The sequence below is a fragment of the Chryseobacterium edaphi genome (assembly GCF_025628985.1).
GTDB lineage: Bacteria > Bacteroidota > Bacteroidia > Flavobacteriales > Weeksellaceae > Chryseobacterium > Chryseobacterium edaphi.
Window position 1 is genome coordinate 355,897 of record NZ_JAOTEM010000003.1, and the last position, 21,337, is coordinate 377,233.

Here is a 21,337-nt window from a genome sequence, read left to right on the forward strand (position 1 = left end):
TCATGGCACTTAAAGATTACAATGACAAACGTAAGTTCGATGAAACCACCGAACCAAAAGGAAAAACAAAAAAAAGCGAAAATAAACTCATCTTTGTGATTCAACGACATGCCGCATCACGTCTTCATTATGATTTCAGATTGGAAATGGAAGGCGTTCTGAAAAGCTGGGCAGTTCCGAAAGGTCCGTCTTTAAATCCTGACGACAAACGTTTGGCAATGATGGTAGAAGATCATCCGTATGATTACAAAGATTTTGAAGGAAATATTCCCGAAGGAAACTACGGAGCCGGACAAGTGGAAGTTTGGGACAGCGGAACTTACGAACCTCTAGATCAGGAAAGCAAACTTTCGGATGAAAAAGAACTGCTGAAAGAACTAAAAGCTGGTTCATTGAAATTCATTTTGCACGGTAAAAAGCTAAAAGGTGAATTTGCTTTAGTGAAAATGAAAAATGCAGAAAACAATTCATGGTTATTAATTAAGCATAAGGATAAATTTGCTGAAGACAAATATGACGCGGAGGAAAATACAGCCAAAAATTCTCAGGTCACCAAATTTTTAGAGGAAAAAAAAAAGCCTAAAAAGCAGCAAAAAGAAGTCATAACTTCTGAAATAAAGCCTAAATTTCAACGATTCAATTCTTTAGTTGACGAAAAAAAACTGAAAACTTTCATCAAACCGATGCTTGCGAAACCTTTTGAAAAAGCATTCGATGATGAAGATTGGGTTTTTGAAATAAAATGGGACGGTTATCGTGCTGTAGCCGATCTAAGCAAAAAAGAATCACTTTTTTACTCAAGAAATGGGATTTCGTTCTTATCGAAATTTGATAAAGTGTCTGAAGATTTCAGCAAACAAAAACACAAAATGATTCTCGACGGAGAAATTGTAGCCTTTGACGAAAACGGAAAACCGAGTTTCCAAATGCTTCAGCAAATAGGTGATAATCCGGATTTAGCTTTAACCTATCAGGTTTTTGATTTACTTTGGCTAAATGGTCATTCTACCGAAGAACTCCCCTTAATTCAACGTAAAGAACTTTTAAAAGAAGCTTTAATTGAAACTGATATCATTAAATATTGCGATCATATTCCCGAAAAAGGTATCGATTTTTTTAATCAAATGAAAAAAATGGAGCTTGAAGGAATGATTGCCAAAAAAGCCGATAGTTTATATATTGAAAACAGCAGAAATTCTGATTGGCTGAAAATAAAATTCACCAACACAGAAGAAGTGATCATCTGCGGTTTTACTGAGCCAAGAGGTTCCAGAGAAGGTTTTGGAGCACTGATTTTGGGTAAATATATTGACGAAAAATTAACTTATTCAGGACATACCGGAACAGGTTTTAATAATGAATCTTTGAATTCGCTTCATGAAAAGCTCAAAAAAATAGTTACAAAAACTTCTCCTTTTGAAACAATTCCCAAAACGAATATGCCTGTAACTTGGGTAAAACCAGAATTGGTTTGCGAAATTAAATATTCGGAAATTACCAAAGACGGAATTTTTCGTCATCCTGTTTTCGTAGCGATCCGTGAAGATAAAAATCCTGAAGAAATCGCAGATTCGACAAAAAAAGGGAGTCAAATAAATGAAAAATCTAAAAAAATGAAAGCTAAAACTCCATCAAAGAAAACCGAAATTTCTGATAAAGACTCGGAAATTACTTTGAATAAACATAAAGTAAAACTTACCAATCAAGATAAAGTTTATTTCCCGAAAGATAAGGTGACCAAAGGTGATGTGATTGAATACTATCAATCTGTTGCGGATTATATTTTGCCACATTTGAAAAACCGCCCGTTGTCTTTAAACCGTTATCCAAATGGAATCAATGAGCAAAGTTTTTATCAGAAAGATGCGAGTGACAATATCCCGGATTGGATAAAAACTACGCAGGTTTACTCAGAATCCAACGATAAATACATTGATTATATCTACTGTAATGATAAAGCTACATTGGCTTATCTAAACAATCTGGGTTGTATTGATCTGAATCCCTGGAACAGTTCGCTCCCTGATCTGGATCATCCTGATTTTATGGTTTTAGATCTCGATCCTTCAAAGAAAAATAGCTTTGATCATGTGATTGAGACCGCTTTGAAGGTGAATGAGGTTTTAAATTCAGTTAAAATTAAAGGATATTGCAAGACTTCTGGAAGTACAGGAATTCACGTCTATATTCCGATGGGTGGAAAGTACGATTTTGAGCAAGTGAAAGATTTCGCGCATATTTTGATGAAACAAGTAAATGAAAAACTTCCTAAAATCACTACTTTGGAAAGAAGCTTACAGAAAAGAGACGATAAAAAAATCTATCTCGACTATCTTCAAAACAGAACCGGACAAACTTTAGCGAGTGTTTACAGTTTGAGACCAAAAGAAGGGGCTTCTGTTTCGATGCCTTTGGAATGGGAAGAATTGAAGTCAGGTTTAAAACCGACTGATTTTAATATTCATAATGCATTGGAGAGAATTAAAGAAAAAGGTGATTTGTTTAAACCTGTTCTGGGTAAAGGAATTGATATGATGAAGGTTTTGGAATTGTTGGAATAGATAAATTGATGCCTGAAGATAATAACAGTCTTTTTTTACAGTAGATTTGTCATTCTGAAAGAATCTAAGCATCAATTGTAATATATTGAAGCTATTGCTATATTAAGATCTCTACGGGATGACAAACTGAGTGCTGGTGAACTAAAATAGGTAATCAAGGCAACTTCGCCACCAAATTTTCCGGCAAAATTTTTAAAATGATATAAATCAGTTTCCACTTAAAATTAGGAACGATGGTGAAAGAATTTCCGGCATCAACAATATGTTTTGCTACATAATCCGGTTCCATCAAAAGATTTTTATTGAGTTCTAAACCTGCATTGATTTTCGTATTGATGTATCCGCTTATTAAAACATTAACTTTAATATTTCCTTGGGCTAACTCCTGCCTCAAACCTGCTAAATAAGTTGTAAAAGCAGCTTTTGTACTTCCATAAACGAAATTACTTTTTCTTCCTCTTACTCCAGAAAGTGAAGAAATTCCGATGATTCTTTCTAAATTTTTATTGCTTTCGTCCATCGTAATAATATTCAGAATAGAAACCGCTCCCATATAATTGACCATCATCATTTGTTGAGCACTTTTGAAATCTCTCACTGCTCTTTCATTATCAACTAAAAATCCGGCTGCATAAACCACGATATGAGGTTTTGTTGGAAGTTCATTGTAAAATTTTTTGTGAGAATCAAAATTTTCTGAATCAAAACTTAGAACCGTAATTTTTGATCTATCTAAATTATTTTCATGAATAAAATTTTCTAAAGATTCTGTATTTCGTGAAGCGGCAATAACAAAAAATCCCTTTACCAAATATTGTTTAATACATTGTTTTGCGACATCTGAATTTGCACCTAAAATGAGAACAGTTTTGTTTGTGTTTTGATTCATTGCGTAAAGATATTTTTTAAACACAAATTTTACAAATGTTTTCACGAATAACACAATTAATTGTTACACTTAAAATTGAACGTTGGATAATCATATTATTATAAAAAAACTCGGTGCGGTGACCAAAGGTCACCGCACCGAGTCGCAATATTATTTAAAACTAAAAATTATTTCTTTTCAGTTTCGATAACTTCTTTTTTATCGGTAGTTGCCGTAGCTTTATCTCCGAATCTTGCCGCTGTAAATTCTCTTGAGATCGCAGCTTTTTCAAATTTCAATTTTCCTGAAAGTGTTTCGATAACAATTCCATCTTCCTGAATCTGAGAGATTCTTCCGTGAAGACCAGAAGTAAGCACTACTCTACTTCCAACTTTAAGCTCTTCCTGAAATTTTTTCTCCTGCTTCTGTTTTTTCATCTGAGGTCTGATCATCAGGAAATAAAACCCGACAAACATTACACCCATCATGATAAGCATCATCGGAGAAGAACCTCCAGCTGGTGCGGCTTGTAAAAATATTGTTAACATATTTATTTAGCTTGAATGTTCGCATTGAACGTTAACTTAATAGGAGATTTTTCAACATTTGCAAAAACATCAGCATATTTCTGAACAGCACCGTCAAAGCTTGAAGAATCAAAACTTAAAGTGATTTTTCCTTTTTTACCTGGTAAAATTGGGTCTTTTGTAAATTCCGGAGCGGTACATCCACATCCTGGCTTCACTTCAGAAATTACTAAAGGGTTTGTTCCAGTGTTGGTAATTTCGTAAACGTGATTTACTTTATCTCCTTTTTTGATATTTCCAAAATCAAAGCTGCTTTCAGACAAAGCAACGGTTGTTAAAGGCTGATTAGATGCTACAGGTGCAGCAGTTTCTCCTGCAACAGAAGTTTGTGTTTTGTGAGGTAAAGAATCACCTGACAATGTATTTGTAGAATCTGGCGCAATAGTTTCTGAGTTCTGAAGATCTTTGTGCTCTTCTTTTTTACAAGAAACCAAACCAAACCCGATAATAGACAAAGCGATAATTGATAACGACTTTTTCATTTTTTTATATTTATATTCTGTTTAAATCTTTACAATATTTATCTAAAATTCCGTTGATGAATATATTTGAACGGTCTGTAGCAAATACTTTAGCGATCTCAATATATTCATTGATAATAACTCTTGAAGGCGTAAAAGGAAAATTGTCTAACTCAGAAATAGCTGTTGTAAGAATTACTTTATCCATTAATGCTACTCTTTCCAAATCCCAGTTTTCTAATCTTTCAGACAATTTTTTCTCATTCAATTCCCAATTATTTAGAGTATCTCTCAATAATTTACTGGCAAAGCTTTTATCTTCTTCATCTTTAATCATTTTGATTAAAGTTCTGCTCTCGTCATTCTCTTTGATATAACCAATCGTCTTCTGAACCATTGAGTTAGCAATATGAATATCATCCGTCCAAGTCAGCTCTCTGTCACCTACATAATCATGAAAATCTTCATTCTCGGCAACATATCTCAAAAATAATTTACCGATAAATTTCTGATCATCATCAAAAGAATAGCCCTCTTCTTTCATAAAATCCTGATAACGCTTTCCTGAAGTCATTCTTTGGAATGTTCTTACCAGAAAATCATCATGAAGATCCCACTTCAAATCAGCATGTTGTCCCGAAAAGAAAAGTCTTTCAGGGTTTTCTTCTAATTTGATTAATACTTGATTATTAATAAATTTCTGGTTTGGGTTAATCTCAGAATCAGTTTTAATGTACTTGTTCTTACCAATTTCCATCTGGTTTTCTGCCAAGTTTTTTAGCGCTACCAAAAAGTTGATTTCAAGAATATAGAGATTATAGATTTTCTCTATTCCATAGAACATGTTTTTCTCTAAAACATCAAATTTTATTGGATTTTGGTAGTAAGAATACACACTTTCTACTACTTTTTCACGGATTTGTCTTCTTCCTAACATTCAAAGAGCTTTTTATGGGTGCAAAGATACAAAATTTAAAATTTATCAAATTCGTAGTCTGACTCTATTTTTGTAAATTTGCAAAAGTTTATGAAAGCTTTAAAAACTCTGAACCCTTACTTTTGGAAGCACAAAATATTATTGTTTTGGGGGTTACTCTTTATCATTGCCAGCAATTTTTTCAATATATATAAAGTACAGTTTGTAGGAAAATCTGTGGATGAACTTACAAAAACGGGAAGTCTGGGCTTCAACAAACAGGTGCTTATTTATGTTGCAATTATCGTAGGTTGCTCTCTTCTAACCGGGTTTTTCACCTTTATGATGAGACAGACTATCATCGTAGCATCAAGAAGAATTGAATACGAACTAAAAAATAAAATCTACAGACATTATCAGGAATTATCTTTAACAGATTTTAAAACCACAACAACAGGAGATTTAATGAATCGATTGAGTGAAGACGTTGTTGCCGTAAGAATGTATCTTGGTCCAGGTGTAATGTATGTCGTTAACTTATTGATTTTATTGACTATCACCTGTATTTATATGTTGAAAACAGATGTGTCAATGACAGTCTGGACTTTATTTCCGCTACCGATTCTTTCTTACATCATTTTTAAAGTAAGTTCGATTATCAACAAAAAATCGAAAATCATGCAGAAAAGTCAGTCTGCAATTTCAACTTTTGTACAGGACAGCTTTTCCGGAATTAGGGTCGTCAAATTTTTTGCAAAAGAAAATTACATCAAGAAAAATTATAGCTCAAAAGTTACCGATTATCAGGACAAAGCTTTAGATTTAGCAAAAACAGAAGCTTATTTCTTTACCATTATTTTATTTGTAATCGGATTATTGAATGTTGCCATTATTTTAATTGGTGGACAAAAATATATTGCTGGAGAATTAACGGTTGGGAAAATTGCTGATTTCTTTATGTATATCAATATTCTGATCTGGCCTTTTTCTATGGTGGGTTGGGTAACTTCGGTTAATCAGAGAGCAGAAGCTTCTATGCAGAGAATTAATGAATTCATGGATAAAAAATCTGAAGTCATTAACAAAAACTTTGAAAATTATCCTATCAAAGGAGATATCGAGTTCAGAAATGTATCTTATGTTTATCCAAATACCGGAATTAAAGCTTTAGAAAATTTAAGTTTTAAAATAAATGCAGGACAGTCTTTAGCTATCATGGGCAAAACCGGAAGCGGAAAATCAACCATTGCATTACTTTTATGTCGATTAATTGATCCTACAGAAGGTGAAATTCTTATTGATGGTAAAAATTTGAAAGATCATAATCTTGATAATTACAGAGATTTCATTGGGTATATTCCTCAGGAAAGTTATCTGTTTTCAGATTCTATTGAACATAATATTGGCTTTTCAATTGCTAATCCTTCACACGAAAAAGTGGTTGAATATTCTAAAATTGCAGACGTTCACAAAAACATCGTAGACTTTAAAGAAGGTTACAAAACAATGGTCGGAGAACGAGGAGTCATGCTTTCCGGAGGTCAGAAACAACGAATTTGTATTGCACGAGCCCTTATTAAAGACCCAAATATCATCATTTTCGATGATTCACTATCGGCTTTAGATACAGAAACCGAACAGAATATTCTGGAAAATATTGATACTAAAATCCATAACGCAACTTCTATAATCATCACACATAGAGAATCTAGCGCTCAACGTGCAGATAAAATCATTAATCTTACCGAAATTACCAATTCTGTAACTGCTTAGCCTATTTGTTCACAAATGTTAAATAAATCATAAAAAAAATTTTGTGATTAAAAGAAATATTTTATATTTGTTCTTAACAAGATTAAAAAATATCTAATAATGAGTGAATACAAGGAACGCCATGAGAATGAAATTTTCACGAAGGTGTTAAAAGCAGGAAGAAGAACGTATTTCTTTGATGTGCGCGAGACGAAAGCAGGAGATTATTATCTTACAATTACCGAAAGCAAAAAGAATTTCGGGGAGAATGGAGAGGCAACATTCGAAAAGCATAAAATTTACCTTTATAAGGAAGATTTTAAAAGCTTCCAAGAGATGTTTAATGAATCTACAGATTTTATCATTAACGAAAAAGGTGAAGATGTGATATCTGAAAAACATGATAAAGATTTCAAAAGCAGAACTTTTACAATCGATTCTGACGACGAAGTTTAAATCGAAAAACTAAACCTATTATATAAAAAACACAAGCATCTTTTTCAGATGCTTTTTTTGGCATAAAAAAACACATTTTCAAGAGAAAATGTGTTTTACTGTGGGGTGAATGAGGGGTCTCGAACCCCCGACCTCCGGAACCACAATCCGGCGCTCTAACCAACTGAGCTACAATCACCGTTTTTGGTGGTGCAAATATAGGAAAGATTTTTTAACTACAAAACAATTCCGTCAAAATTTTTCATTGCTATGAGCTTCTCAGTCGTAAATCCCTCAGCGTAAGTAACTCCCGATAATCTTCCAAGATCTTGTGCACGATAAGTAAGACTTTCATAAAAGTCTTTTGAGGTGATCGGAGTTTCCGGCTCTGTAGATTTCGGATCATAAAACTGTGTTTTAAAAGCCATACAAGCTTCTAACTTCTTTTCAAGATGTTCTGATATGTCGATGACGAATTCCGGCTTAATATCTTTCCATTGAATATAGTGAAAAATTTGCTTTGGTCTCCACACTTCCTGATTATCTCCACCAACAATTGTTTCTATCTTTCTTAATCCAGCTAAAAAGCACGCATCAGATACTAATTTCGCCGCTTTTGCATGATCCGGATGTCTATCGTCAATTGCATTAGCCAAGACGATTTCTGGCCGGTATTTGCGGATCATTTTTACAATCTCTAATTGATATTCTTCAGAATTTACAAGAAAACCATCTTTTAATCCTAAATTTTCTCTCGTAGCAACTCCTAAAATCTTTGCGGATTCAGTTGCTTCTTCATGTCTTATTTCATCACTTCCACGAGTTCCTAACTCACCTTTTGTCAGGTCAATTATAACACAGGTTTTTCCTTCAGAAATTAATTTAGCAATGGTTCCGCCACAACCCAATTCTACATCATCTGGATGTGCACCAAAAGCAAGTATATCTGTTTTCATTTATTCTTTTAATTTTAATCTTTGAAATAAAATGTCAAGTATAATCCTATTTTAGAATTTGTAATCTCTGATATTTCATATTTTCAAATATAAGATTTAAAATAAAAACTTCCCAAACTTGATGAATGGGAAGTTTTAATATGTATAATTTAAAAATTAAATTACTTATTGATCTCTGTATTTAATTTTACAGCATCCTGATAAGTAGGATCTAACTGTAAAGATTTAGCAACATAATCTTTCGCTTTTGCGGCATCAGAATCTTTAGATAAATATGCTACAGCGAAGTATGCATATGCTAAAGTCTGCTTGTTTGCATCAACCTCTGCCGGTTTTACAGTAGCGATATATTTTTCATAAGCAATTTTTGCAGCATCATTATTAGTTGCTTGCTGGTAAGCATACCCTAAACTGTAGTAAGCAGGAGCCCAATCTGGTAAAATTGCACTCATTTTCTGCCAAGTTAGGATCGCCCCATTCCAGTTCTTAACGTCCTGATAAGCTGTAGCTAATTTGTATAATGCATCAGAATCCTGAGCATTTGCTGCCACTTGTTTCTTTAATGCTTCGATTTGAGGATTCGTTGGTCCTGCATCAACAGAAGACTGAGAAGCTCCTCCTCCACTTATCTTAACCAATTCCATATCCCACTTCATTGTTTCATCTTTTGCAGCTTTAGCAATTGCAACTTTTTGCTGAGATTCAGCTGTAAGAGCAGCTTTTTTAGCAGCATCTGTTTCAGTTTTAGCTAATCCAGCAGCGATAAGACCTTGCAAACCTTGATCTGCAGGCTGTACTCTTGATTTTTCAGCTTGAGAAACGAAGGTATCCATGTTTTGTTTTGCTTCAGCATATTGTCCGTCTGCATAATTTACATACGCTCTCAATTTGAATTTGATAGGATCATTTACTTTATCAAAAATCTTATCTAAAATCATTTTAGAATTGGCGTAGTCTTCATTGGTAAAATACAATTTAGCAATCTCCAACTGAGTATATGGATCTTCATCAGCATATTTTGTATAGTTGATCAAATCCTGAGTTGCTTTTGCATTCTCTTGATATTTGATATTATAAGCAGCTAAAGCTTTGTATGCAGGTGCATAAGTTGCATCTGTTGCAATTGCTTTCTCAATACTTGTTTTAGCCTGCTGCCACTGTTGAGCAGCCATCCAAAGAGTTCCGATTCTTGTATAAACTGAGGCCTTATTTTTGGCTAAAGGCAAAGCTTTGTCATAAGCTGACATTGCATCACCAGGAATTCTTTTTAATCTATAAGCATCACCTAAAGTATAGTAATAGTTTGCAGGAACTTCTTTCTTAGCCGCTCTTTCAATTGCTTTATTCAAAAACTGAATTGCCAAATCCGGAGAGTTATTTTTTTCAAATAAAGTCAAAGCTTCCGCAGCTCTGAAAAGAACTTCAGCATCTTTCTCTCTTGAATCTGTAACTATTTTCTGAATTTCAGCAATAGCACTTTTATCACCTTTACCCAATTTAACCGTAGCTAAACCAAGTTTATTTAAATAACTTTTGCTGTCTGCAGCAAGACCTTTATTAAAGCTTTCAGTTGCCTGAGCAAAATCAGGTTCTGATTGTCTTAAATAAGTATTTCCTAAATAGAAATAATTTTCTGCTTTTGGTTCTTTGGCAATCATCTGAGTGAAATTGTTTTTTGCCTGAGCAAATTTATCACTGTCAATACTGTTGATACCATCTTGTAACGTTTGTGCAATTGTAAAATTGCTAAAAAACACAACCGCTGCTCCAAAAGCAATCTTCTTTACATTCATAATCATTATATCTTTCATTATATATTTTCTAAATTGAACTATAATTTACACACAATTTTCAGACCAAAATAAATGAATTAAATTGGTAATCAGATGAATTTAATATTATTTAACGCATCTGAACTTCTCGGCTGTAAATATTATATGGCTGCAAACCTTCTTTTTGCACAATTATTTGTCCTAACTGTGTGCATGAATATCTTATGAAACCACTCGCAATGTTAAAATTTCCTTCATTTGTTAAGAAATATAAAACTCTTGTAAAAGGATATTTCATTTCACGCAAACCTTCAAAATCCGGTGAATATGATTTTCCATTTGATTCCACAGGTAAAATTTTGATTAGATCTCTTAACTTTTCAGCATTTTTATCGTAAGGTCTGCTAATTGTATTCAAGCCAACAACTCCTATTTTATTTGGGTATTTATTTAATTCTTCGATAACATTTGTACTTCCCGGAATAATCGAATACTTCAAATCCTTCGGAAGTTTTTTAAGTTTTTGAGCTACAAAATTTAAATTACTTGAGTTTGCACCATCATAGATAAAGTTTTTATCATCAGATTGCATTCCCTGAGCAATTTCGTCCATGGTGATAGTTGTTCTCTCAGAGTTTTTAGGAACAACAAAAACAACAGCATCAGCTGCAAATTTTGCCGGTAAAAATTTCAAATCTGCCTGCTCCTCGTAAGCTTTAATCTCTTCAGCAGATAACTCTTTTGACATTACAGCAATTCTCGCTTTATCATGCAAAAGATCTAAGAAACCTAAATCTTCTTTTTTTGTGACAACTTTTATTTTAGTTTCAGGATAATTAATCATATATCCATCGGCTAAAGCTTCAGTAACACTTTTAAAAGACTCATCCGTTAAGATTGTCATATCTCCTTTATGATAAGATGGAGATTTGTCTTCTTTTTTTGAACAACTTACTGTAAAAGCAAGAATCAAAAGGATCAATAACTTTAAACTATTCATGATCCCCGGTATTTTTAATTTTTGAAACTGCTCTCCAAATTCTGAAAAAGCCATACAGCATTACCAATCCACCGAGCGGATACGCCACTGCGGGCTCCAAGAGTGTAAAGAAGAATTTGTAGATAATAATTACAATCCCGAGGACTATATAAAACAATCCTGTGACTAAGGATAACCAATTGAACATCATATAACAAAAGTATTAAAAAAAATAAAAAGAGAAGCGATTGCTTCTCTTTTTTAATAGTATTTAAGATAAATATTATCCTTCAAAATTCATCGTTAACGGTAATCTGAATCTGTAACGAACAGATTGACCATTGATTTTTGCAGGAGTCCATTTATTTTTAATTGACTTAATCGTTCTAACAGCTTCAGAATTGAAATCTGAGTTTTTACCATTAGCTTTTACGTCTGTAATAGATCCGTCTCTTTCTACTACGAAAGTAACTTCAGCTTTAACAGTACCTTCATCACCGTTCATCGCTGAACCATCGAAGTTACCAGAAACTTTATTTCTGAACGCATTTATTCCTCCAGGAAATTCTGCAGTTTGCTCAACCTCACTATACACCTGAGTGTCACTTACCTGAGGTTTAACTTCAGCTGTTGAAGCTTTAGTCCCTGTAGATGGTGGTGGTGGCGGAGGAGTATATGCAGGAGCTTTTACACCTTCCTGAGCTACCAAACCAGTCTGAGTTTCTAACTGCTTAGAAATTGGCGGCGGCGGAGTCTCGATCTTAGGAGCTTTCACCGGTTCCGGAACTACGTTTTGGATAACCTCGATTTTTTCTTCCTCTTTTGGTGGAGGTGGTGGAGGTGGTTCTTCTTCTTTCGGCTCCTCTATAATTTTATCTTCTTGTAAAATATCTACCAAATCTGCTTTCACCTGAACTTCGTCAGCTTTATTCATATTTTGAATAGTAAGATAAATAAAAGGAGATAAAGCAGCCACTAAGAATAATGATGTACCAATGATAAAAGACTTAGTCAGTAATCTAGGATACTGAGTTCTGATATCATATGCACCATAACTTTTATTTCTGTTTTCGAATACAATCTCATCTAATGAAAGATTCTGACTGTATACATTTTCATCTGCCATTGTAATTCAAATTTAATGGTTAAATTACTTTGTTGCAGGTGCAGCACCAGCTGGATTACCCACTTTTCTATCATAAATAGCTTTCTCCCAAGGCTTAAGATCAGTCACACCGTACTGCTCACTCTTGGTAATTGCCATTTCGTCAAGAATATCTACAAAGTTCTTATATACTGCATCGTCAGTCGGTTTGATAATCACTGTAAATTTAGTTTTATCAGCCGCACCATTCTTTGCTTGCTCTATAATCTTTCTGATTCCTTCTCTGTCAAAAGTAGTTTCGTTAAGATTTTGATCAGTCAAAGAAGTATTATCCTGCTGATGCCAAAATATCTTATTGTCTTTACCTAATAATAAAGAAATTGAATTTGAAAGTTTAATCTCGGTCGGAGGTGGTTTTGGAGTATTTTCTTTCGGTTTTGCCGGAAGACCCAAATCCATAACATTCGGTTTAGAGAATGTGGTTGTGAACATAAAGAAGGTAATCAATAGAAAACCCAAGTCCACCATCGGAGTCATATCGACTCTGGTACTCTGTTTCTTGGAACGTACTTTGCCGCCTTTGGCGCCTTTTTCCTGTACTTGTACTTCTGCCATTTCTAAATGATGTTATTGATTAGGTTTACCTTCTTGTGACGTTATCAACCAAAATTTAAGAAAATCAATATCTCTTAAACCCTCAAATAAACTTTTAACTTTAGGATATCCAGTTGTAACATCTCCCTTGATTGCTAATTTGTAATCAGGATTAACGCTTAAACTTTGCTCTACCCAGTCAACTAATTGTTTATTAGTACTATCCATAGGAATCCCAGTAGGACTCTTGAAATTTTTCTGCGCATCTTCCGGCAAATCAAGATAGCTTTTCAGCTGGTTCATAGGAACCCCGATTGCCTGAACTCTTTGAAATGCAACTTTTTGTTTGTTGTCAAAAGTAACACCGTACTTTTGTCCCATTTTATCTAAAAGTTGTACTCTTTCTGAACCGTTATCAACAGGCTGGAAATAAAATTTTCCGTCTGGTGTAGCGTTGATAGTCATTAAACTAGCATCAGGAAGTAATTTTTCTGAGATCGAAGATGGCGGCTTAATCTGCTCCACGTCAGGTTTCTTAAACTGAGTGGTCAATATAAAGAATGTAAGTAGTAGGAATGCAACGTCACACATTGCCGTCATATCCGTAACTACCCCATGTCTTTTTGGTTTGACTCTCGCCATTATTTTATTTATTTTTAATTAAACTTCTTTTTACAATGCAAATATCTTGCTACAAAATTCTTAGTTGAATTCCGCAAAAGATTGTTGGATGCTCATAGCGATCTCATCGATCTTGTAAGTCAATCCGTCAATTTTAGATGTAAAGAAGTTGTAAAGCATAATCGCAATTGCAGAAGTACCAATACCTAAAGCTGTGTTGATCAATGCTTCAGAGATACCTGTAGAAAGTGCAGCAGCATCAGGAGTACCACCTCCAGAACCTAATGCGAAGAACGCCTTGATCATCCCGATTACTGTACCAAGTAGTGCGATCAATGTTGCAACTGTACCTAGAGTAGAAAGAATCATCATGTTTTTCTCAAGCATTGGCATTTCAAGAGTAGTAGCCTCTTCGATAGCTTTGTTCAAAGCAACCATTTTTTGCTCTTTGTTTAATGTAGTGTCATTAGAAAGAGCCTTGTAAGTTGTAAGACCTTCTTTTACTACGTTACCAACAGAACCTTCTTGTCTGTCACACTCTTCTAAAGCTTCGTCAACTCTGTTTTGGTTTAGTAAGCTTCTTACTTTTACTACGAAATTATCCAAGTTACCTTTTCCAGCAGCTTTGCTAAGAATAAAATATCTTTCGAAAGAGAAAACGATTACCGTGATCATGAAAGTAATCAAGATCGGTACGATGATCCCTCCTTTGTAGATAATTCCCAAAAACGACTCTGGGTGAATGTCTTTTCCTTCAACACTTGAAAAAGCAACAGAACCACTTCCTAGTTTGTCTGCATCTTTAAAGTTTCCTGGGCTACCAAGAACAAATAAATAAATACAAATTCCTATAACTAATAGAATAGGAATAATTACAGCCGGATTAAGACCCCCTGCTTTTTTAGCAACTACTTGCTCATCATTTTTTGAAACATTCATTTCCATATTTAACTAAATTATATTGTTTAAAAATTTTAAAGTTGTAAAATAAAGGCAAAATTACTTAAAATGCAATAGTCTTAAATAAACATTTTGTCTTTTTTTGATAACGAAAATTTAATACGATTCCGATATTGTAATTATATCTAAAAATTTTACTGATTTTTATCATTAATTGAAATTACATTAAAAAATCAAAAAATTTAACGGCTAATTTTTTTGAAATTACCAATGTTAAATTTGTTTTAAATTACAATATTTACAATCTTTTTAGGTACTACAATAATCTTTTTAGGCGTATTACCTTCCAAAATCTCTTTCATTTTTTCATTTTGAAGCACTAAATCTTCAACTTCCTTCGCCGAAAGTTGAGCCGAAAGTGAAATTTTGAATTTCATCTTACCATTTACACTTACCGGATAATTAATTTCGTCTTCAATTAAATATTCTTCGTTGAGTTCCGGGAACTTTTCAAATTCAATTGACTCGCTGTGACCAAGCAAATTCCATACCTCTTCACAGATATGTGGAGCATATGGGGAAATTATAACGGCTAAAGGTTCTAATATATTGCGCTTATTGCACTTTAATTTCTGTAACTCATTGACAGCGATCATAAATGAGGAAACTGACGTATTGAAAGAAAAATTTTCAATATCGTAAACCACTTTCTTTATTAAAGTATGCAAAATTTTATATTCCGTTTTTGTAGGCTCTTCTTCTGAAACTTCAAAAGTATCTTCATTAAAATATAAATTCCAGAATTTTTTCAGGAAACCATATACTCCACTCAGACCTTGCGTGTTCCAAGGCTTTGATTGTTCTAACGGACCTAAGAACATTTCATACAATCTCAGACCGTCTGCACCATATTCTTCACAGATATCATCGGGGTTGACAACATTGTATTTTGACTTGGACATTTTTTCTACTTCACGACCTGTGATGTATTTTCCATCTTCCAAAATAAATTCAGCGTCTGCGTAATCTGGTCTCCAAGATCTAAAAGCTTCAGTGTCTAATTCGTCAGAAGTTCCTTTTAATAAAGACACATCAATATGAATAGATTGAATTCCTATCTCTAAAGAGATTGGACCCAACTCTAATTGTTTAGAATTTGGATTCAGTTCTTTTAATTTAAAGAAATACATTTCTTCTAAAAGTTCTACTTCTTTAGGCTTTTCAATATCAAAATTAGATTTTCCTTTTATTTGAGATTCGTGATATTTAGACTTATAATCATCATATATTTTTTTTAATTTATATGTAATAAATATATTTTGTGGTTCATTAATATTTTCATAATCCAAACTTCCATTACCTCGACTTTGTGTATACTCCCCACTTAATCGATACACAAACGCACTCATCCCCAAAATCATCCCCTGATTAATCAATTTCTGAAAAGGCTCATCATTATTAATATATCCTCTGTCTTTTAAGAACATATTCCAGAAACGAGAATATAATAAGTGACCGGTTGCATGTTCGCTGCCTCCGATGTATAAATCTACCTGTCCCCAATAATCTGACAATTCTTTGTTAGCAAAAACCTCATCATTATTAGGATCCATATATCTCAGAAAATACCATGAACTTCCCGCCCAACCAGGCATTGTAGATAATTCTAATGGAAATACAGTTTGATCATCAATTAAATCTGTAGTGACAACCTTTTGGTTCACCTCATCCCAGGCAAACGTTTTTGAATTTCCTAACGGCGGATCTCCGTCTTCAGTTGGCAAATATTTTTCAACTTCAGGAAGTTCCAACGGCAAAGCAGAAGTCGGCAATGTGTAAGGCATTCCGTCCTTATAATATATAGGAACCGGCTCACCCCAATAACGCTGTCTTGAGAAAATCGCATCACGCTGTCTGTAATTCGTTGTTCCGTGACCGATTCCTTTGTTTTCGATTTCAGAAATTATTTTTGATTTGGCGTCATTATAATTTAAACCGTTTAAGAAATCTGAATTTACACAAACAGAATCTTTAGAATCAAAAGATTTTTCCTGAATATCTTCTTCTGTTTCTACGACTTTTTTAATTTCTAAATTAAATTTCTTTGCAAATCTGTGATCACGCTCATCATGTGCAGGAACAGCCATTACAGCTCCCGTTCCGTAACCCATCAATACGTAATCTGAAATATAGATCGGCATTTTTTCTCCACTAAATGGATTGATTGCATAACTTCCCGTGAAAGCACCTGAAACGTTTTTCACGTCTGCCATTCTATCACGCTCAGTTTTCTTTGAAGTTTCTTCAATATAAGAATCAACCTCAACTTTTTGTTCGGCTGTCGTAATATTTTCTACTAAAGGATTTTCAGGAGCCAAAACCATAAAAGTTGCTCCAAAAATAGTATCAGGTCTTGTTGTGAAAACTTCGATTATTTCTTCATGATTTTCTACCTGAAATTTCACCTGCGCTCCCTGAGATTTTCCGATCCAGTATTCTTGGGAATCTTTCAAAGGTTGTGGCCAGTCAAGAGTTTTTAATCCTTGTAATAGTCTTTCAGAGTAAGCAGAAATTCTCATGCTCCACTGCATCATTTTCTTTTGAAAAACAGGGAAACCTCCTCTTTCAGATTTTCCGTCTTTCACCTCATCATTTGCTAAAACTGTTCCTAAAGCTGGACACCAGTTTACAGTTGTTTCCGCTCTGTAAGACAAACGGTAATTTAATAAAATATCTTCTTTATCAATTTCAGAAGCATCTTTCCATTCTTCTGCAGTAAAATTTAATTCATCGTTTTGATTGGCATTTAAACCTTCTGTTCCTTTTTCTTCAAAATGTTTAATTAAAGTTTCGATAGATTCTGCCCTGTCTGTATCTTTATTATACCAAGAATGGAATAATTCAATAAAAATCCATTGTGTCCATTTATAATAAGAAGCGTCAGAAGTTCTTACTTCTCTGCTCCAGTCAAATGAAAAACCAATTTTTCTTAATTGCTCTTCGTATCTCGTAATGTTTTGCTCAGTTGTAATTGCAGGATGTTGCCCGGTCTGAATTGCATATTGCTCAGCAGGAAGTCCGAAACTATCGTAACCAACAGGATGAAGAACGTTGAAACCTTGATGTCTTTTATATCTTGCATAAATATCTGATGCAATATATCCGAGAGGATGACCTACGTGAAGTCCTGCTCCCGAAGGATACGGAAACATATCGAGAACATAAAATTTCGGTTTGTCTGTTTTATCGGAAGTTTTGTAAGTTTGATTGTCTTCCCAGTATTTCTGCCACTTTTTTTCTATCTGCTGATGATCGTAAAACATTCTGTTAGTTGTATATTATATTGATTTCACAAATTTAGTGTTTTTTATAAAAAAAATCTGGACTAAAATATCAGTCCAGAGGTAAATTTAACTTTAAAATATTAATTTTAAGATCATATAAAAAATTAAATGCCTATTAATAATTTTAATTCTTAATTATTTTGAAACAATTACTTTCGCAGATGATATTTGTCCGTCGTGATTTATATTTAAAATGTAATTTCCGTCTGCAAGGTTTCCTATAAAAATATTTGTTTTCCCATTTAAAAATGATTTAAATTCAGAATGAACTTTCCTTCCGGAAACATCGAATAAAATAATCTCAGCATTTTTATTAAAACCTGGGATTTCAATATTGATATAATCTTTTGCAGGATTAGGATAAATTTTAACATCCTGTACAGCTTTAGTCTCAGAAGTGCCCAAAGTGCTACAAACTGTAGATGCAACACTGGCTGTTTTCACTAAATTAACCTTCGTTCCCGGAGCTACAAAAGTTTGAAGTTCGGCAGAAGCAATTAACCCGGAATCTGCACCAAGCCAGTCTTGCATTAAAGAAGCAAAAATCTGTCTGTAATCGTATCTTCTCTGGTTTTGATTGTAGTAGTAACTTGTAGCATTGGTAAACACAGGATGATCTCCCATAATACCACCAGATATATTACTTCCAACAATAAAGAAAGGAGCCAAATCTCCATGATCTGTTCCTAAACTGGCATTTTCTCTTACTTGTCTTCCAAATTCACTGAAAGAGACCGTCAAGATTTTATTTCCGATTCCCAAAGCTTCGATATCTGTCTGGAAAGCCGCTATCGAATTGGAAATATCACCCAATAAATTAGCATGATTTCCCAACTGTGTACTTCCCGACTGAATTTGATTGACATGCGTATCAAAACCTCCTAAATTTACCTGAAAAATTTTAGTTTTGCTTCCACCTTTGATCAATCTGGCAACCACTTTCAGCTGTTTTCCCAAACTTGAATTCGGGTAAGTGACTGTAGAATTGTTTCCTGCATTAAAAACCTGCATCACACGATTATAATAACTGTCCATACTTGTTGCAACACCTTTTATATAATCTAAAAGATCATTGTATTCGGAATTTACAGGGATCGTAAGCGTATTGAAAAGTGTTGTCTGAAAACCTGTCAGGTTGTATTCAATATTTCTTTCTACTGTATGTTCATAGAAAAGACACGGATTCAGATTTCCCAGCTGAATTGCGAGAGGATCCGGACTTTGAGTTGTTGGATTTCCTGCAAGTCCGGGATAAAGCCCACCCAAATATCTTCCAAAAATACCATCCAGAAGATCCTGATTATTCGAACCGTCTTTCCCTGCAAACATCAGATTTTCGGATCTGAAATGCGAATAATTAGGATTCGGATATCCCACTCCATTCATTAAGGTTAACTTTCCGGAATCATAAAGCGATTTAAAACCCGTCATCGAAGGATGTAGCCCCACTTGCTTAGCAGAAGCAACGGTATTATCCAAATTAATGTACGATCCGGTTCCCGTGTTTGCTATTTTTATATTAGGACGAAGATTCGCATAAGTATCATACTGACTCACCGGAATTACAGTATTCAATCCATCGTTGGCTCCAGCCATTCGTAAAATGACCAAAACCCTATCGTTTACTGCATCACAACTTACATTGAAATCCAGAAACTGATTTAAAAATCTTGTTGGCATCCCATTGAGCAGAAAAGGCGTTCCCACTCCCGCCATAGAAGCCATCTGTAAAAATTTTCTTCTGTTCATGATTACATTACTTGAAATTCTGGAGATTTAATAAGCGCTTTAACCAATCGATCAATTGGAATTTTCACATTGGTTGCTGTACCTGTATTAACGAAATTATTCCACTCATTAAGCCAGTTTGTAAGACTCAGTCCGTTTAAGAATACTGTTTTAAAATAATTCAACCTGTCAGTCGGAGGAATATCTACAAATAAGAGTTCACAAAAATTTGAAACTAAAATATCTGCATTACCAGGATTTTGAAAGTACCCGCTGTCTTTCACAAAAGCCGGAAGATTTAATTTAAATAAAAAACCATTTTGAGTATTTCCATTAATTAAAATATCAATAGAATTATTGTATCTGATTCTAAGCGACGATGTGGTGATCCAGTTTTTATCGTAATTCGGGCTGCTGGAATACGCGGCATAACCATTCACCGTTTGAGGTCTGAAAACTGGCATTCCCGTATTTTGAGAATAGCTTGCAAAAAGAGATAGATAACCGTGCAGCGCTTTTGGATTCGCTGAATATGTAGGCATTGAAAGATTTAACAATGAAAACATATGAAAATATAATTCTAAAGGATTTCTGACGAGTGCTCCAATGGTCTGATCTGCATAAATTGAATCTTCTTCATCATAAAAATGTTTACTTGATAATAAAGTTTTTATGACCGGTAAAATCTGATAATTATTATTCTTTAATTGAGTTGCTAAAGGAACAATAATATTATCCTCAATATCTGTCGTGATTGTTCTCCCAACAAAATATCTGTACATTCTTCTGCAATAGGCTTTAGCCGTTTCATTTTGATTGAAAATCATATTGATGAAATTCTGAAACTCCGTCTGAATTGTATCTACAGTTGTCCCACCATTAATTGTCGTATTGAAAGCAGAACTGAAAGTTTTATTCGTCAAATCATGTGTACTCACATTGATAAAACCTTGCGGAATCTTTGTAACAGGATCTACGGTATTGATTCTTGCAGTTTTATTGAGCTGAACAGAAGAAGTGAGCGTAAAACCCGTCAGAACTTTCGCCGCCATCTGCACGTCGGTTTCTGTATAATTTGTATAGTTTCCGGTTGCGATTTGCGGACCTTTAAGAATGGTAAACAGTTCTAAAAATTCTCGTGCATAGTTTTGATTCGGACTATTTTTTTGATTTACATTATTGTTCAGGTAAGTAAGCATTCTCGGGTTGAGAGTCATTCTGATCGCCAAATCTTTTAAGCTTCCATTAGCGTGAAACCTTAAAAGCTCTTTGTAATCAAAATTTGTAAAAAAACTTGCATCATTATCTGTAACAAAAAGCAGATGCAGCCAATAAACGATTTTATATTGTGCAGACGGGCTTTTCAAAGCCTGATACATCCACCAATAATTATCATACAATACAGAATTAGCGGTATTCAAAGTATCGGTGATCGTTGGAACTGCAAATGTAGGAACAATGGTTTCAGCATTATCATTAAGCGGACTTGCAGGAGTCGGAGTATCAAAAACAAACAATTCTGTAAGTGCCTGATCCGGAGTTTTTAAAGCATATTCATTAATTCTTGTCTTCGTAATGTTATACGTTGTTCTACGCAGAAGATGATAGGCATTGAGAGTACCTAAAACTGTTGTTTTTGGTGTTAAACTAGACATATGAATTATATTATTCTTTAGTAAAATTAATGAATAATCAACAACATATACCGATTTAATTTAATAAAATATCAATTAATTTAAAACAAAGCTTAAAACAACG

General features: G+C 34.0%; 17 protein-coding genes and 1 tRNA gene. 3 read left to right on the forward strand and 15 right to left on the reverse strand.

The window, feature by feature from the left end; genetic code table 11:
• Positions 1-2 precede the first annotated feature (2 nt).
• Positions 3-2,561 carry a DNA ligase D gene (gene ligD, locus NZ698_RS13930; RefSeq protein ID WP_263003809.1) on the forward strand — a complete coding sequence of 853 codons (2,559 nt, stop codon included), beginning with the start codon at positions 3-5 and terminating at the stop codon, positions 2,559-2,561.
• Between the two features lie 154 nt (positions 2,562-2,715).
• Here ligD and NZ698_RS13935 read toward each other — a convergent pair whose 3' ends face one another.
• The 4 genes from NZ698_RS13935 to NZ698_RS13950 form a co-directional block, all read right to left on the reverse strand.
• Positions 2,716-3,450, reverse strand: coding sequence for an SDR family NAD(P)-dependent oxidoreductase (locus NZ698_RS13935; RefSeq protein ID WP_263003810.1), 735 nt, complete (start codon positions 3,448-3,450; stop codon positions 2,716-2,718).
• A gap of 167 nt (positions 3,451-3,617) precedes the next feature.
• Entirely contained in the window at positions 3,618-3,977 is a 360-nt protein-coding gene (gene yajC / locus NZ698_RS13940; protein WP_263003811.1) for a preprotein translocase subunit YajC, read from the reverse strand.
• A gap of 2 nt (positions 3,978-3,979) precedes the next feature.
• Positions 3,980-4,498: a DUF1573 domain-containing protein gene (locus tag NZ698_RS13945; RefSeq protein ID WP_263003812.1), complete on the reverse strand. Its 519-nt coding sequence runs from the start codon at positions 4,496-4,498 to the stop codon at positions 3,980-3,982.
• 10 nt (positions 4,499-4,508) lie between these two features.
• Positions 4,509-5,414 carry a transcription antitermination protein NusB gene (locus NZ698_RS13950; protein ID WP_263003813.1) on the reverse strand — a complete coding sequence of 302 codons (906 nt, stop codon included), beginning with the start codon at positions 5,412-5,414 and terminating at the stop codon, positions 4,509-4,511.
• A 90-nt stretch (positions 5,415-5,504) separates the two neighbouring features.
• On the opposite strand from NZ698_RS13950, the gene NZ698_RS13955 reads away from it, so the two are divergent.
• Together NZ698_RS13955 and NZ698_RS13960 are read left to right on the forward strand one after the other, a co-directional pair.
• Positions 5,505-7,166 (forward strand): ABC transporter ATP-binding protein, encoded by a 1,662-nt coding sequence (locus tag NZ698_RS13955; RefSeq protein WP_263003814.1) that lies wholly within the window; start codon positions 5,505-5,507, stop codon positions 7,164-7,166.
• Between the two features lie 99 nt (positions 7,167-7,265).
• Positions 7,266-7,601: a DUF3276 family protein gene (locus tag NZ698_RS13960; RefSeq protein WP_219970319.1), complete on the forward strand. Its 336-nt coding sequence runs from the start codon at positions 7,266-7,268 to the stop codon at positions 7,599-7,601.
• Positions 7,602-7,702: 101 nt separating this feature from the next.
• Here the strand turns inward: NZ698_RS13960 and NZ698_RS13965 are convergent.
• The 11 genes from NZ698_RS13965 to NZ698_RS14015 all read right to left on the reverse strand — a co-directional run bounded on the left by NZ698_RS13965 (position 7,703) and on the right by NZ698_RS14015 (position 21,234).
• Positions 7,703-7,779: transfer RNA gene (locus NZ698_RS13965), tRNA-His, on the reverse strand.
• A gap of 37 nt (positions 7,780-7,816) precedes the next feature.
• Positions 7,817-8,536, reverse strand: a complete 720-nt coding sequence (bshB1, locus tag NZ698_RS13970) for a bacillithiol biosynthesis deacetylase BshB1 (protein ID WP_263003815.1) — start codon at positions 8,534-8,536, stop codon at positions 7,817-7,819.
• Positions 8,537-8,697: 161 nt separating this feature from the next.
• Entirely contained in the window at positions 8,698-10,347 is a 1,650-nt protein-coding gene (locus NZ698_RS13975) for a tetratricopeptide repeat protein (RefSeq protein ID WP_263003816.1), read from the reverse strand.
• A gap of 91 nt (positions 10,348-10,438) precedes the next feature.
• Positions 10,439-11,308 (reverse strand): PstS family phosphate ABC transporter substrate-binding protein, encoded by an 870-nt coding sequence (locus tag NZ698_RS13980; protein WP_263003817.1) that lies wholly within the window; start codon positions 11,306-11,308, stop codon positions 10,439-10,441.
• Between the two features lie 262 nt (positions 11,309-11,570).
• A complete protein-coding gene (locus tag NZ698_RS13985; protein ID WP_263003818.1) occupies positions 11,571-12,413 on the reverse strand; it encodes an energy transducer TonB in 843 nt (280 codons plus the stop codon).
• 24 nt (positions 12,414-12,437) lie between these two features.
• Positions 12,438-13,007, reverse strand: a complete 570-nt coding sequence (locus NZ698_RS13990) for an ExbD/TolR family protein (protein ID WP_263003819.1) — start codon at positions 13,005-13,007, stop codon at positions 12,438-12,440.
• Positions 13,008-13,019: 12 nt separating this feature from the next.
• Positions 13,020-13,628: an ExbD/TolR family protein gene (locus NZ698_RS13995; RefSeq protein ID WP_263003820.1), complete on the reverse strand. Its 609-nt coding sequence runs from the start codon at positions 13,626-13,628 to the stop codon at positions 13,020-13,022.
• A 60-nt stretch (positions 13,629-13,688) separates the two neighbouring features.
• Entirely contained in the window at positions 13,689-14,552 is an 864-nt protein-coding gene (locus NZ698_RS14000) for a MotA/TolQ/ExbB proton channel family protein (RefSeq protein ID WP_263003821.1), read from the reverse strand.
• Between the two features lie 239 nt (positions 14,553-14,791).
• Positions 14,792-17,830 carry a leucine--tRNA ligase gene (locus NZ698_RS14005; RefSeq protein ID WP_263003822.1) on the reverse strand — a complete coding sequence of 1,013 codons (3,039 nt, stop codon included), beginning with the start codon at positions 17,828-17,830 and terminating at the stop codon, positions 14,792-14,794.
• A gap of 156 nt (positions 17,831-17,986) precedes the next feature.
• Entirely contained in the window at positions 17,987-19,600 is a 1,614-nt protein-coding gene (locus NZ698_RS14010) for a DUF1501 domain-containing protein (protein WP_263003823.1), read from the reverse strand.
• A 2-nt stretch (positions 19,601-19,602) separates the two neighbouring features.
• Entirely contained in the window at positions 19,603-21,234 is a 1,632-nt protein-coding gene (locus NZ698_RS14015) for a DUF1800 family protein (RefSeq protein ID WP_263003824.1), read from the reverse strand.
• Positions 21,235-21,337: the final 103 nt, after the last annotated feature.

Coding starts and splice junctions, on each gene's coding strand:
- ligD (WP_263003809.1), top strand. CDS start 3: ATGGCACTTAAAGATTACAATGACAAACGTAAGTTCGATGAAACCACC.
- NZ698_RS13935 (WP_263003810.1), bottom strand. CDS start 3,450: ATGAATCAAAACACAAACAAAACTGTTCTCATTTTAGGTGCAAATTCA.
- yajC (WP_263003811.1), bottom strand. CDS start 3,977: ATGTTAACAATATTTTTACAAGCCGCACCAGCTGGAGGTTCTTCTCCG.
- NZ698_RS13945 (WP_263003812.1), bottom strand. CDS start 4,498: ATGAAAAAGTCGTTATCAATTATCGCTTTGTCTATTATCGGGTTTGGT.
- NZ698_RS13950 (WP_263003813.1), bottom strand. CDS start 5,414: ATGTTAGGAAGAAGACAAATCCGTGAAAAAGTAGTAGAAAGTGTGTAT.
- NZ698_RS13955 (WP_263003814.1), top strand. CDS start 5,505: ATGAAAGCTTTAAAAACTCTGAACCCTTACTTTTGGAAGCACAAAATA.
- NZ698_RS13960 (WP_219970319.1), top strand. CDS start 7,266: ATGAGTGAATACAAGGAACGCCATGAGAATGAAATTTTCACGAAGGTG.
- bshB1 (WP_263003815.1), bottom strand. CDS start 8,536: ATGAAAACAGATATACTTGCTTTTGGTGCACATCCAGATGATGTAGAA.
- NZ698_RS13975 (WP_263003816.1), bottom strand. CDS start 10,347: ATGAAAGATATAATGATTATGAATGTAAAGAAGATTGCTTTTGGAGCA.
- NZ698_RS13980 (WP_263003817.1), bottom strand. CDS start 11,308: ATGAATAGTTTAAAGTTATTGATCCTTTTGATTCTTGCTTTTACAGTA.
- NZ698_RS13985 (WP_263003818.1), bottom strand. CDS start 12,413: ATGGCAGATGAAAATGTATACAGTCAGAATCTTTCATTAGATGAGATT.
- NZ698_RS13990 (WP_263003819.1), bottom strand. CDS start 13,007: ATGGCAGAAGTACAAGTACAGGAAAAAGGCGCCAAAGGCGGCAAAGTA.
- NZ698_RS13995 (WP_263003820.1), bottom strand. CDS start 13,628: ATGGCGAGAGTCAAACCAAAAAGACATGGGGTAGTTACGGATATGACG.
- NZ698_RS14000 (WP_263003821.1), bottom strand. CDS start 14,552: ATGGAAATGAATGTTTCAAAAAATGATGAGCAAGTAGTTGCTAAAAAA.
- NZ698_RS14005 (WP_263003822.1), bottom strand. CDS start 17,830: ATGTTTTACGATCATCAGCAGATAGAAAAAAAGTGGCAGAAATACTGG.
- NZ698_RS14010 (WP_263003823.1), bottom strand. CDS start 19,600: ATGAACAGAAGAAAATTTTTACAGATGGCTTCTATGGCGGGAGTGGGA.
- NZ698_RS14015 (WP_263003824.1), bottom strand. CDS start 21,234: ATGTCTAGTTTAACACCAAAAACAACAGTTTTAGGTACTCTCAATGCC.